We start from the raw sequence: 13727 nt of genomic DNA on the forward strand, positions 1-13727 counted from the left end.
GATGGCCCGCAGGGAGGGGCAGCGCCGCCATTCGCTAATCTGGCTCGCTAAACAACCCTTACAACAACCCGGAATCGCGCGCCGCCGCCGTAGCCTCGCCGCGCGACACCGCATCCAGCTTGCCCAGCACCGCCGAGACGTGGTGATCGACCGTTTTCGGCGAAATCGTCAACTGCTCGGCGATCCGCTTGTTGGACAAGCCGCGTTCGATCAGCTGCAGCACCTGCATCTGGCGCAAGGTAAGGCCGGCCAGATTGGCGCGCGTCGAGCGGCGCGGGCCGCGGGCGATGCCGCCAATGCCGTTCTTGCGCATGATATCGCGCAGGCGCTGAGCAGCCGGCCGTGCCCCCAGGCCATCGAAAATGTCGAGCGCCAGCCGCTGCCCCTCTTCGTCGCCAAGGGTGAGCGCCAGAGCGCGTTCGTATGGCGCATTCATTTCGGCCCACAGTGCCGAAGCCGAACGCCAGTCGCCGGTCAGAAGCAGTCGGTATGGTGTGGCCATATCGGCAGTATCACCGGCCGGCATGTCGGGAGCGAGCAATGTTCGCCACAGCGCCAGTTCACCGGCATGGGCGCGCGAGCGCACCGGCGTTTCGGCGCGCGCGATCAGCGCCAGTGCCTCTTGCCTGTCGGCCAGCCCCAGCCATGCCTGCTCCGCCATAAGCGCTGCGTATGAACTCAGCATCTGCAGGTCTGCACCACTTCCGACCAACCGCGCCATTTCGCCAAACAGCGGCTCGGCCGACGGATCGCCGCGCCTCAGGCGCAGTTTCGCCAGGGCGAGCAGCGCCGGAAACCGGCCCACCGTCGTTGTCCGCTCATTGTCGATGACGTCGGTTGCTGTTGCGGCGGCCTCGTCCCATTGGCCCTGGCGCAGCTGCACATCGGCCAGCATGCCCCTGAGATAATCGCGCCAGGTGCCGAGGTCGTTTTCGGTGCAATAGTGGATGCCGCTCTCAAGCACCGGTCGTGCCGCGTCGTAGCTCATCTGGGTGATCTCGAAGCAGGCGCGGTTGGTGAAGGCGCGCGCGGCGTGCTCCTGGAAATTGCCCTGCAGTGCAATTTCAAGGCTTTGGTCGAGGCGCAGGCGGCCGGCGGCCGGATCCAGCCACTGCTCGACGCAGCCGACATTGTTGAGGGCATGCGAGGCGATGTCGGGACGGTTCATGCGCTCGGCCAGCGCCGCCGCCTTCTCGCCATAGAACAGCGTGTCCTCCACCCTCTCCGACAGCATCGCCAGGTGTGAAAGGTTCGAATAGGCCATGGCCAGTTCCGGACCGGCGGGGGCCGCTTCCAGCATCGCCACCGCTTCGGCGCCGAAAGCGGCGGCGGCCTCACGGTCATCGCCCATTTCGCTCAGCCTGGAAAGCCATCTCAGGCTGTCGCCTTCCTTCAGCCTGTTGCCGTTGACCTGATGCAACCGGCGTGCCTGCCCCTGCGACGCGAGCGCGTCGGCGATCTTGCCGATGAGGTGGCATTCGAAGGCATGTCTTTCGTAGAGTTCCGCACGTTCCGTGGCAGGCAGGCTGTCGGCCTGCTGCAAGGCGATCTCGTAGTAGCCGGCGGCGTCGCGATGGGCGCCGACGCGCGACGCCTCGCGCGCGGCGATCGGCGCAAGTTCGCGCACCGCCGCCAGATTGTGCGCCTCGACCGCATGATGCACCAGGCGGCCGGTGGAGACGTCGCCATTTTCGAGCAGCGCAGCCAGGGCACGCTGGTTGAATTGCCGCCTGTGTGATGTCGTCAGCATCATTTCGATGGCCCGCCGCGCAATGTCGTGGCGAAAGGCATAGCCGTCGCCCAGATCGTCGAGCAGGCCATTGGCGACGCACTCGGCAAGTTGGCCGGCGCTGGCGACGCCGCACAGGCCCTGCAGGGCCCAGGCGTCGGCCCGCCGCGGAAACACCGACACCGCGTCGAGCATTGCGCGGGCTCCGGGCGACAATCGCTCGGCCCGCGCCAGCACCGCGTCGCGCACGCTTGCCGGCAACGCCGTTTCATTTTCGGCCGACAGCAATTCGGTGACGAAGAAGGCATTGCCCGCGGTTGCCCGGTAGATGGCATCGCCGTCGCGGCCGGCCGCATCGGCAAGCGACAGCACGGCTGCCTCGCTGAGCAGCGGCACGTCGATGCGCGCCACGCTGCCTGGCGGAATTTCGCCCAGCGCGCGGCGGACCCTGACCTGTGCTTCGCTGCGGTCGTTGCGCGCGGTCACCAGGAGCAGGATCTGGGTGTTGGCGATACGCCGGCCGAGGAAGCGCACGAAATCGAGCGTTGCATCATCGGCCCAGTGCAGGTCTTCGATCACAAGCAGGCTCGGCCCTTTCGCTGCGAAGGCGTCGAGCGCATCGGAAAACAACGGCAATCTCTGTCCATGCCGGGCGTCGATCGCGCGCGGCAGCGCCCATTGCGCCTCACGGGCCAGATCGTAGAGCGGCCCGAGCGGATCGGGAATCGACAGGTCCTCGCAAGCGCTGCGCAACGTTGCCGCGCTCTGCCCGACACGGGCTGCGAACGCCTCGACAAGCGCCGTCTTGCCGGCGCCTGCCTCCCCCGCCAATACCGCGACGCGGCCATGGCCACCTATCGCATCGCTAAGCAAGGTCTCTAGTTGCTGCAGCTGCGTCTGCCGTTCCAGAAGCATCATCATCGTCTCGTATGATCGGAGTTTTCCCACCATGGCGGGCCGCTCACGATAGCCCGTGAAGAGAGCGCCGCAATGTGACTTTGCATACATTGCCGTGCCTCTTTCCACAAAGAACGACGCCAACATAGGGAATCGTCCCGCCAAATATGGGGAATCGTTCCGATGCGCGGGCCGGGCCGGCGTGGTCAACGTCCAGCCGCGCTCGATCGAGCGTGAATCAATGAAAAAGGAAGCCTTCCATGCCTCGCTATCTGATTGAACGCACATTTCCGGACGGCCTCAACATACCGATGACCGACATCGGCGCCACCGCGGTGGGCGGCGTCGTCATGCGCAATGCCGAAAAGGGCGTCACCTGGATCCAGTCCTTCGTCACACCCGACAAGAAGCGCAGCTTCTGCATCTACGACGCGCCCTCGCCCGAAGCGATCCGCAGCACCGCCCAGAAAAATTCGCTGCCGGTCGACAAGATTACGGAGGTGCGGGTTCTTGACCCTTACTTTTACCTCTGACCCTGCGTTCGGTCGCCACAATGATGAGCATCAAACTGCCCTTCGCGGCCATGGCGAACTGCCTGATGGCCTGCCGGTCGGTGCAACCGAGCCTGTCCTGGGAAAGACAGGCCGGCCAACCTCCCTGCTCGGCCGTCTATGGCGGCTCGCGACGAAGCTGCCTGCGCATCTGTCTGAAAGGCGGCGCCTGCCCCCGGAGGGCGACTATCTGAGGCGCGACATCGGGCTCTTAGAACGGGAAGTTCCGCAGGAGTATTGGCAATACTACTTTTGGGATCGTTGATTTTGCTCAGGTTTTAGCGGCGACAGCCAGAAGCTCGGCTACCGGAGCTGCATGACCACCACATGAACCGGGACGGACAAGCACGTCCCACCAATCCTACGCCCCTGGCGTTTCGGCAGGCCCCGATCGGCCGCCATCGCCTCGAGCGTCAACAAACGGACGGAAAGACCATGACCACAACTCTTTGGACGACACGCTTTGCGGCCCTGGCCGCCATCTCGATCGCGGCCGGCGCCGCCCAGGCACATGACGCCAATCCGCTGGCCGAAAAGGTGCGCGCCGCCAACAGCCGCTTCGAGAATGTGGCAGCCGCCACAGCCGAAGGCTACGCGCCGATCCCTTGCGCCAGCGGCATCACCGGCGGCGCCATGGGCATCCACTACGTCAATGGCGCCTATCTCAAGGACGATGCCGTCGATCTCGCCAAGCCCGAGGCGGTAATGTACGAGCCGATGGCCGACGGCAACCTGAAGCTGATAGCGGTCGAATACATCACCTCGAAGGGTCCGGCCTCGCTCGAAGGCCAGCTGTTCAACTTCAACAGCGCCCCCAACCGCTACGGCCTCGGCCCATTCTACGAACTGCATGTCTGGGCCTGGAAGCAGAATCCGACCGGCGCCTTCGCCGACATGAACCCGAACGTGTCGTGCGACGCAATGAAGGGGATGTAACCTCCCCGTGTGACACCTCGGGCGCCGGACGCATCCGGTGCCCGGCCTTCCCCCTTGGCGGGGGGGAGGGGCGAGCGCAACGCCGACCCGGCTCCCCAAGCTTCCCCGGCGTTCGCTCGCCTTTCGTTTGCCACCGATATACGATTGACGCACCTTGCACACGCGGCTGTCCTTGGCCGCTCGGCGCACCCGCACCTGCCCACCCTTTCTTAAGGTGTTTCGGATACACCGAAAACCTTGGAAAGAGGCGGAAAACGGAGAGACATCGGGGTGCGCTTTTCCGCGGCGACGACGGCCGGGCGGTTCTTGCCGCAGCGCTTGGCGCTGCGCATGGGGCCGCTGCTTGGCCGCATCGATGCGGTGCTGTTCACGGCCGACGAGCGCGGCGAAGCCGGGCGCATGTCGCTCATCGCCTTTGCCATCCGCATCGTCAGCGCCGTCATCGCGTTCATCAGCCAGGTGCTGATGGCGCGCTGGATGGGCTCGTTCGAATACGGCATCTTCGTCCTCGTCTGGGTGACGATGGTCATCGTCGGCAACCTCGCCTGCCTCGGCTTCCACACCTCGGTCATCCGCTTCATCCCCGAATACCGCGAACGCAACATGCTGGCCGAACTGCGCGGCATTGTGGTCGCCAGCCGCCTGTTCGTGCTGATTGCCTCAACCGCAATCGCCGGACTTGGCGCACTGGGCGTCTGGCTGTGCGCGGACTGGATCGAAAGCTACTATGTCATCCCCTTCATCCTCGGCCTGTTCTGCCTGCCGATGATTGCCATGGGCGACCTGCTGCAAGGCCAGTCGCGCGCCAATTCCTGGGCGCTGTTCGCGCTGTCGCCGACCTATCTGGTGCGGCCGGTGCTGATCCTGGCGCTGATGGCGCTGATGCTGGCGCTGGGCTATGCGCCCGACGCCAGGACCGCGATCTTCGCCTCGATCGCCGCCACCTATGCCACCACGCTCGGTCAGCTCATCGGCGTCACCTCGCGCATGGGCAAGAACATCCCTACGGGGCCAATGAAGGTGCATTTTTCCGAGTGGTTCATCGTCTCGCTGCCGATCTTCCTGGTCGAAAGCTTCTTCTTCCTGCTCACCAACGCCGATGTGCTGATGGTCGGCGCCTATCTGCAACCCAACGACGTCGCCGTCTATTTCGCCACCGTCAAGACGCTGGCGCTGGTGCATTTCGTCTATTTCTCCGTCAAGGCCGGCGTCGCCCAGCGCTATGCGCAGTTCACCCATGGCGAGCCGGAAAAGCTCGCAGCCTTTGCCCGCGAGACGGTGTCGTGGACGTTCTGGCCGTCGCTGTTGATGGCGCTGCTGGTGCTGCTGCTCGGCGAGCCCATGTTGGTGCTGTTCGGCCCCGAATTCACCGCCGGCTATCCGCTGCTGTTTCTGCTGGTGTTCGGCGTCGTGGCGCGCGCCGCCGTCGGCCCTTGCGAAAGCCTTTTGACAATGAGCGGCAACCAGAACATCTGCGCCGCCGTCTATGCCATGACGCTGGCCTTCAACATCGGCCTCAACATAGTGCTGATCCCGCTCTTCGGCCTGTGGGGGGCCGCCATCGCCACCAGCCTTGCCATGGTCTTCGAGGCGAGCGCGCTGTCCTTCACCGTCTGGCGCAAGCTTGGTATCGTCATGCTGATCTTCATGCCCGCAGCCAAGAGAGCCGCCTGATGGCCGCCACCCCGTTGATCGAGGAAACCAGTGGCGGTCCGGCCGGCGCCATGGTGTCGGGCCTTGCCGGCCTGGCGCGCGACGCCGATCCGGCGCATCTCGAGATCCTCGCCAACAACCGGCCGCAGCGCAAGCTGGCGATCTATCCGGCCTCGGCCGGCTTCGAGCTGGTCGAAGAACTCGACTTTCTTTGCACCCGCACGATCGAACCGAACGTCTTCTTCAACCCACGCTTCCTGGCGCCGGCCATGCCCCGGCTGGAGGATCGCGAGGTCAAGCTGGCGGTGATCCGCGACGGTGACGAATATCGCAACCGCCTGCGCCTGCTGGTGCCGTTGTCTGTCGAACGGCCGGCCGTGCCGCTCGGCGTTCCGGTGATGCGCACCTGGTCGAGCCCGTTCGGCCCGATCGGCACGCCGCTGGTCGACCACGACGACCCCATTGGCGTCGTCGAGGATTTCTTCGGCATGCTGTCGCGGCCGCACCTGAAGCTGCCGAAGGTCTTCGTGCTGCCCGACATGCGGCTCGACGGCCCGTTGGCCAGCGTGCTTGCCACCGTTGCCGAGACGCGCGGCCTGACAATGGTCACCACCGGCAAGGCGGACCGGCCGGTGCTCGAAAGTACGCTCGACGGCGAGGCCTATCTGAAGGCGTCGCTGCGCGCGCATCACCATCGCGAATTCCGCCGGCTGAAGCGGCGCCTGGGCGATCTCGGCAAACTGGAACACATCGTGGCGCGCGGCCCGGACGAAATCCGCCATGCCATCGAAAGTTTTCTGACGCTGGAAGCCGCCGGCTGGAAGGGCCGCGAGCGCACCGCCATGGCCATCGACCGTTACCGCGCCGCCTTCGCCCGCGAGGCCGTGCACCGGCTGGCCGAACACGATATGTGCCGCATCCATTCGCTGACGCTGGACGGCCGCACCATCGCCTGCCTGGTCGTCTTCGTCGAAGCCGGCGTCGCCTATACCTGGAAGACCGCCTATGACGAGACGCTGGCGACCTATTCGCCGGGCACGCTGTTGATGATCGAGGTGACCAAGCAGCATCTCGACGATCCCAACGTCATGATGACTGATTCCTGCGCCGTGCCCGACCATCCGGTGATGAGCCGGCTGTGGAGCGAGCGCAAGCCGATGGGCTCGCTGGTGATCGGGCTGACGCCGGATGCCGACCGCCTCGCCCGCCAGGCCGCCTCGCAGCTGCACCTCTACCGAGAGACCCGCAACATGGCCCGCCTGCTGCGCAACCGCATGAAGAGTTTGCTGGGGCGGCGCTGAGCCGTGTACCCCGCGGGGGGCCTTGAGAAAAGCCACTGGATCAACGGCAAAACCCAAGCTATGGGTCGCGGCGGCAATTTCGGCCGGCCTTCACGACAAGCCATCCTGATGATCAGAACCTTTTTGCGTCACGCCAGTACCCGTGCGGCCTTGCTGCTGCTTGTACTGCTGCCCGTTCGCGCCTGGGCCGATAGCTGTCCCGAGGCTTGCAGCGAGCCTGCGCCGCCCGTCAACAACTACAGCCACACCGGCGCCGGCCATCTCGGCCCGGCCACGCTGGGCGCGCTGCCGCGCGTCTATGTGCCGAACCGCTCTTCCAACAGCGTCACGGTGATCGACACCATGACCCTCAAGGAAGTCGACAGGTTCTCTGTCGGCAGCAAACCGCAGCACGTCGTGCCCTCGTGGGACCTGAAGACGCTTTGGGTCGCCAACAATGGCACCGGCAAGAATGGCAGCCTGACGCCGATCGACCCGATGACCGGCAAGCCCGGCCCGCAGATCGCCGTGGACGATCCCTACAATTTGTATTTCATGCCGGACGGTAGTGCTGCCATCGTCGTCGACGAAGCCCTGGAGCAACTCGATTTCCGCGACCCCCACACCATGGCGCTGAAGTCGAGCCTGCCCACGCCCAACTGCCCCGGCATCAACCACGCCGATTTCTCGGTCGATGGCTCCTATGCGATCTTCACCTGCGAATACGGCAATGGCGGGCTGACCAAGATCGACCTGAAGAACCAGAAGGTGCTCGGCCATCTCGACTTCTCGAAAATGGGCATGCCGCAAGACATCAGGCTCTCGCCCGACGGCAAGGTGTTCTACGTCGCCGACATGATGAATGACGGTGTGTTCCTGGTCGATGGCGACAGCTTCAAGGAGATCGGCTTTATCCCGACCGGCATCGGCGCCCATGGCTTCGTCGTCAGCCGCGACGGCAAGCGGCTCTATGTCTCGAACCGCGGCTCGCACAAGATGCAGCAGGGCAAGGCAAAGGGACCAGGCAGCGTAACCGTGATCGACTTCGCCGCCCGCACGGTCGTCGCGCAATGGCCGATCCCCGGCGGCGGCAGCCCCGACATGGGCAATGTCAGCGCCGACGGCAGACAACTATGGCTGTCCGGCCGCTTCGACAGTGCAGCCTACATGATCGACACGACATCCGGCGCGGTCACCAAATTCCGCGTCGGCGCCGAGCCGCACGGCCTGACAGTCTGGCCGCAGCCGGGACGGTATTCGCAGGGTCATACCGGGAATATGCGGTAGGGTGCGTCTACGGGAAAAATAGTGCTCTTAGCCGGACCAGAAACACATGAAATCGAGCACCTACAAAAAGCGGAACAAGTGACGCGCAGGACAGGGCATCATTGCAACCGCGACGATCACTCCGGCACCCCGGCGATGCCCAGCGCCTCGACGTAACGCTCGGCGAACACCTTGTCCCGCCACGGGTTGATCTGTCTCTGCAGGGCGAGCGTGTAGGTTGGGAATGCCTCCATCAGCAGCCGCGCCGCCGCCTGCGCCTCGTCCAGCCGGTTGAGTTTAACCAGCGCCATGATCACCACCCGGTGGGAGGTGCCGTAGTTCGGCATCTCCTGCAGCGCGCGTGCTCCCCATGCCAGCGCTTCCTCATAGCGCTCTAGCATCAGGTAGCTCATCCCGATGCCGGAGAGCGCGATGCCCTTCTCCGGGTCGACCGGGCTCAGCCGCATTGCCCTGTGAAAGTGCTCGATCGCGACGAGCGGGCGGCTGGAATGTGCGTTCACCCAGCCGCTGCTCGTATGGCCCTGCGCCGAATTGGGGTTGAGCAGCAGGGATCGTTCTATCGTGCCCAACGCCATCTCGTAGTCCTTCGCGCTGTAGGCGAGCACCTGCGCGGCGAAGCGTAGGCTCGTGGGGTCGTCGCGCGCTTCGGCCAGCACCTCGCGCGCCATGCGCACGGCGACCCGGCCATCGTCGGGCTCATGCCAGCACTGGCTCACGGATACGCTGCGGATATAGGCGCCGAGCCCCTTTGCCAGGTTGAAGCCAGGGTCGATGCTGAGCGCCTCGTTGGTGAGCCGGCGCACGTCGGCAAAGCCTTCGCGCGTCATGCTGTAGAAGCGCGGCAGCGCGCGAAGATAGAGGTCGTAGGCGCTCATGTAGTCGGTCGGCTTCATGCGCGCCTGCTTGATCTGCTCCAGCCGGATGCTCGGCTCGACAGCGCCGACGACGCTCTCGGTCACCTTGTCCTGCAGGTCGAAGATGTCGCTCACGTCGCCCTCGAAGCGGTCGGCCCAGACATGGTGTCCGCTGATCGCGTCCACCAGCTGCCCACTGATGCGCACCCGCGATCCTGCTCTGCGGATGCTGCCTTCGAGCACGTAGCGGACGCCCAGCTCGCGCCCGACCTGGCGCAGGTCCACCGCCCGGCCCTTGTAGGTGAAGGACGAGTTTCGGGCGATCACGAAGAAAGAGTTCACACGGCTCAATCCCGTGATGATGTCCTCTACCAGCCCATCGGCAAAGTATTCCTGGTCGGGGTCTCCGCTCATGTTGGTGAAAGGCAGAACCGCGATCGAGGGTTTCTCGGGCAGGGGAGGCGGCGCAGCCACCGAGGCGCTGGCGTCGGTCTCGACACGATAGGCGCGCACAGGCCGCTCGATGTTCTTGAGGCGCAATTCGCCGAGCGGTGTGAAGCCGAAGTCGAGCTTGCCCTGAAGGTGGTCGTAGGCCGTGCCCGAGACGATCACAGTGCCGGGATCGGCGATGCTTTCGAGGCGGGCGGCGATGTTGACCCCGTCGCCGTAGAGGTCGCCGTCCTCCTCGCAGACCACGTCGCCGAGATTGACGCCGATGCGGAAGCGAATCCGCTCTTCCTCGGGCGTCTCCGCCTCGTGCTCTGCCAGGGCCTGCTGGATCGCCATCGCCGAGGTCACCGCGTTAACGACGCTCGCGAACTCGCACAGCATGCCGTCGCCGGTGAGCTTGACGATCCGACCCTGGTGCTCGGAGACCAGCGGCTCGAGGAGATCCTTGCGGTAGATCTTCAGCCGCTCGAGCGTGCCGCGCTCGTCGCGCTCCGTCAGGCGCGAATAGCCGACCACGTCGCAAGCCATGATCGCTGCGAGGTGGCGCTGCGTGGTCATCGCGCCGCTCGGCAAAGCGCCTGCACCCGGGCCGCCCCGCGTCCATGTCCGGCCAACTTCCAGACGCCTCACCTGCATCGTATCCATCTCTCCCAGTCTCCGCCGGTCGCCGATACAGAACGGAGAACGCAGCTTGACGTTGCCTTCACCAGATTTCGCTATGCGCTTGCCAGGCGTGGAGCGTTCCAGTCGAGGCGCTAACAGCCAACCGACGACACGCTCACGCAGTCTCTAGGGACGCAGATACGCCACTCCCAGAAGGCTGGAGATATTTCCTGTTTTTGTAACCGGCTGACGTCACCGTGACGGTGTTTTTGTATCAGGCATCACCCCAGACGCTTGTGCTTAGAGGGTGGTGAGGCCGGCAAGTTGGCTAAGCGGGACTGGTCAATCTGATGACTGATGCCTTCGCCCTGTCGGCCAAGGCACAGGCTGGACGCGACCCCGTACAGTGGGTGCCAACACTGGAAATAAAGCATTTCCAGGAGAGATTTGGTGCCCCTAGCCGGAATCGAACCAGCACTCCTTGCGGAACTCGATTTTGAGTCGAGCGCGTCTACCAATTCCGCCATAGGGGCTCAGGCCTGAGAGCCTGGATGGGCGCGGACTATACGGCTGGAGGCCTGTTCGTCAACTGGCCAAATGCGCCGCCCTGCCCTGCTTGCGGCAAAAGCCCGCCTTTCGGTTTCGTGTAGCTCCTGCCATTGTGCAGCGCAGAAAATCTTTCTAGACAGGCCGCGAGTGAAAGCGCGCGCCGGCCTGAGAGATCGACGTGGCGCGCTTCGATCATTGTTTGTGCATGCCGTTGTCCCGAAGCCGCTGCGCAGTTGGGCGACCTGCATCAGGAGAGCCGATGCTTCGCGGACTTTACGACTGGACCTTGTCGCTGGCGGCCCGCAAATCCGCCGAATGGTGGCTGGCCTTCATCGCCTTCGTCGAAAGCTCGGTGTTTTTCATACCTGCCGACGTCTTGTACCTGCCCATGGCATTGGCGCGGCCCGAACGCGCCTATCGCTACGCGCTGACCGCCACTGTTGCATCCGTGCTGGGCGGCATTGCCGGCTGGCTGATCGGTTACTATGCCTACGACACGATAGCACGGCCGATGTTGGAGCACTTCGGCGGCCTCGACACGTTTGAGAGGTGGCAGTCGTCCGGCACCGGGCTGATGCTGGTGCTGCTCGTCACATCCGGTGCCGCCCACCTGCCGCCGATGAAGGTGGTCACCATTCTGGCAGGCGCCCTTCACGTCAATCTCGTCGTCTTCATCGTCTCGGCCATCCTGGCGCGCGGCGCTCGCTTCCTGCTGCTCGCCTGGCTGCTGCGCCGCTATGGCGAGGAGATCAAGGAATTCATCGAGAAGCGTTTGGGATTGATCGTCGGCGCCGGCGCCGCCGCCCTGATTTCGCTCTATATCGTGGTCAAATACGCCTTCTAACCGCCCCACGGCGGGTAGTGTTTTCAGGACTATGCCGGCGGACGGCGAATTCAACGGACGAAGACCATGACAGCGACCATGAATGCCGATACCGGACGCCAGCGGACGCGCACGGCTTTGTTTCTCGCCGTCGCCATGGCCGCCACGGTCGGCTCCGCGCTCGCCTTCCAGTACATAGGCGGCTACATCCCCTGCCATCTCTGCCTGGAGCAGCGCACGCCCTATTACATCGGCGCGCCGCTGATGCTTCTGGCGGTGATCGCCTCAATGCTCAGCGCGCCGGCCTGGCTGACGCGCGGCCTGCTCGCCATTGGCGGCCTGCTGATGCTCTACGGCCTCTACCTCGGCGTCTATCACTCGGGCGTCGAATGGGCCTGGTGGCAGGGTCCGGCCGATTGCACGGCCGGCGCCGGCCCGGTCGACACCGGCGGCAAGGGCGTGCTCGACGCGCTCGACAAATTCGTGCCGCCGTCCTGCGACAAGGCAGCACTTCGCATCCTCGGCCTTTCGCTGGCCGGCTGGAACGCCATCGCCAGCTTCATCCTCGCCGCCGTCGCCTTCCGCGGCGCAATGGTTCGCGATTAGTCAGGCGCCAGACACCCACGCGAGATCGTTCACAGAATTCGGCAGGCTGAGTCGGATGGAGTGATTATCGAGAACCGAAGCGGAGCGTACTCGCTTCAGACGGCCAGCCTCCCGAATTCTCGAACGATCTCATGGTTCCAGTTCGACATCCCAGTAGAGATAATCCATCCAGCTTTCATGCAGATGGTTGGGCGGAAACAGCCGGCCATTGTTGTGCAGATCGTGCACGGTCGGCTGATAGGGCTTCTGCAGCGGCCACATCTTGGCGTGCGCCGGCATCATGCCGCCCTTCCTGAGATTGCAAGGCGAACAGGCGGCCACGACATTCTCCCATGTCGTTGCCCCGCCGCGATGGCGCGGGATGACGTGGTCGAAGGTCAGATCCTCGGGCGTGCCGCAATACTGGCACTGGAAGCGGTCGCGCAGGAAGACGTTGAAGCGGGTGAACGCCGGGTGCCTCGACGGCTTCACATAGGCCTTCAGGCTGACGACGCTGGGCAGCTTCATCGAGAAGGTCGGCGAAGACACCGCATGCTCGTATTCGGCGACGATGTTGACCCGGTCGAGGAACACCGCCTTGATGGCGTCCTGCCAGGACCAGAGTGACAAGGGGTAATAGCTGAGCGGACGGTAATCCGCATTCAGCACCAGCGCGGGAAGCCCATCCGGAGATACGGCAACCGTCACCTTGTTGACCTCCTCGTTCTAGAACCGATCGGCGCGGATACTGTAAGCCCGACATGACAGGGATGTGAAGCGGATTGTCGCTCGTCAAAAGCGGCAAAAATGCAGGATTTTCATGCTTTTTTGCGGTTTCAGGCCGGTGGGGCGGCGTCCCTGCCCCTGGTTTCACGATAATAGGACCAGAAAAGCCGCGATGCGACACCTCGCCACGGGCTCCATGATTCGGCCAGAGCGATGAGTGTTTTCTCCGGCGGACGCGGCTCGATGCCCAGCGCATGGCCGACCGCGCTCTGCAGCGCGACATCGCGCGCGGGGAAAATATCGGGGTGGCCGCCGGCGAACAGAAGATAGACTTCCGCCGTCCACGGGCCGATGCCCGGCACCGCAGTCATCGCCGCGATCGCCTCCTCGGCATCGAGCGAACAGAGGTGGTGCAGGTCGAGCCCGTCGGCCACGGCCTGGGCAACCGCGATCAGGCCGCGCTGCTTCGGCCGCGACAGCCCGGCCTCGCGAAACATGTCCTCGCCGGAAGCGAGGATCGCCTGCGGCGTCAGCGGATCGACCAGTTTGACCAGTCGGCCGAAAATGGCATCGGCGCTCGCGCGAGAGACCTGCTGTGAGACGATGATCGAGGCGAGGCTCCGGAAGCCGGGTTCGGACAGCCGCAACGGCACCTCGCCGGCCATGCCGCGCACCTTTTCCAGCCGCGGATCGATTGTGCAAAGCGCATCCAGCCCCCGCGCAATGTCGTCCAGCGTCGCGATGCGTTGCATGGTATCCTTGTCCGCCGATGAGCAGCAAAGTAGCAATTGGCAAAGCCGCTGC

At 64.4% G+C, this 13727-nt stretch carries 11 protein-coding genes and 1 tRNA gene; 7 read left to right on the forward strand and 5 right to left on the reverse strand.

Annotated elements, in window-relative coordinates:
• Positions 1-58: 58 nt before the first annotated feature.
• Positions 59-2737 carry an ATP-binding protein gene (locus AC04SH_RS19850; protein WP_488576324.1) on the reverse strand — a complete coding sequence of 893 codons (2679 nt, stop codon included), beginning with the start codon at positions 2735-2737 and terminating at the stop codon, positions 59-61.
• A 149-nt stretch (positions 2738-2886) separates the two neighbouring features.
• Between AC04SH_RS19850 and AC04SH_RS19855 the strand changes: the two genes are divergently transcribed.
• The 5 genes from AC04SH_RS19855 (at position 2887) to AC04SH_RS19875 (ending at position 8333) form a co-directional block, all read left to right on the forward strand.
• Entirely contained in the window at positions 2887-3159 is a 273-nt protein-coding gene (locus AC04SH_RS19855; RefSeq protein WP_192258254.1) for a DUF4242 domain-containing protein, read from the forward strand.
• 453 nt (positions 3160-3612) lie between these two features.
• Entirely contained in the window at positions 3613-4113 is a 501-nt protein-coding gene (locus tag AC04SH_RS19860) for a hypothetical protein (protein ID WP_477236078.1), read from the forward strand.
• 270 nt (positions 4114-4383) lie between these two features.
• Positions 4384-5787, forward strand: coding sequence for a lipopolysaccharide biosynthesis protein (locus tag AC04SH_RS19865; RefSeq protein WP_488576325.1), 1404 nt, complete (start codon positions 4384-4386; stop codon positions 5785-5787).
• A complete protein-coding gene (locus AC04SH_RS19870; protein WP_488576326.1) occupies positions 5787-7067 on the forward strand; it encodes a GNAT family N-acetyltransferase in 1281 nt (426 codons plus the stop codon). The genes AC04SH_RS19865 and AC04SH_RS19870 overlap by 1 nt, the downstream gene beginning before the upstream one ends.
• A gap of 108 nt (positions 7068-7175) precedes the next feature.
• Entirely contained in the window at positions 7176-8333 is a 1158-nt protein-coding gene (locus AC04SH_RS19875; protein WP_488576327.1) for a YncE family protein, read from the forward strand.
• 116 nt (positions 8334-8449) lie between these two features.
• Here AC04SH_RS19875 and AC04SH_RS19880 read toward each other — a convergent pair whose 3' ends face one another.
• Together AC04SH_RS19880 and AC04SH_RS19885 are read right to left on the reverse strand one after the other, a co-directional pair.
• Positions 8450-10282 carry an adenylate/guanylate cyclase domain-containing protein gene (locus tag AC04SH_RS19880; protein ID WP_488576328.1) on the reverse strand — a complete coding sequence of 611 codons (1833 nt, stop codon included), beginning with the start codon at positions 10280-10282 and terminating at the stop codon, positions 8450-8452.
• A gap of 406 nt (positions 10283-10688) precedes the next feature.
• Positions 10689-10773 (reverse strand) — tRNA-Leu (locus tag AC04SH_RS19885).
• A gap of 275 nt (positions 10774-11048) precedes the next feature.
• On the opposite strand from AC04SH_RS19885, the gene AC04SH_RS19890 reads away from it, so the two are divergent.
• Complete coding sequence (locus AC04SH_RS19890; RefSeq protein ID WP_203279172.1) at positions 11049-11633, forward strand: YqaA family protein; 585 nt, start codon at positions 11049-11051, stop codon at positions 11631-11633.
• 66 nt (positions 11634-11699) lie between these two features.
• Entirely contained in the window at positions 11700-12218 is a 519-nt protein-coding gene (locus AC04SH_RS19895; protein ID WP_488576329.1) for a disulfide bond formation protein B, read from the forward strand.
• Positions 12219-12347: 129 nt separating this feature from the next.
• On the opposite strand, the gene AC04SH_RS19900 is transcribed toward AC04SH_RS19895, so the two are convergent.
• Entirely contained in the window at positions 12348-12905 is a 558-nt protein-coding gene (locus AC04SH_RS19900; protein WP_008874122.1) for an HNH endonuclease, read from the reverse strand.
• Between the two features lie 128 nt (positions 12906-13033).
• Positions 13034-13675 (reverse strand): DNA-3-methyladenine glycosylase family protein, encoded by a 642-nt coding sequence (locus AC04SH_RS19905; RefSeq protein WP_488576330.1) that lies wholly within the window; start codon positions 13673-13675, stop codon positions 13034-13036.
• Positions 13676-13727 lie beyond the last annotated feature (52 nt).

The sequence above is a fragment of the Mesorhizobium sp. CNPSo 4688 genome (assembly GCF_057784295.1).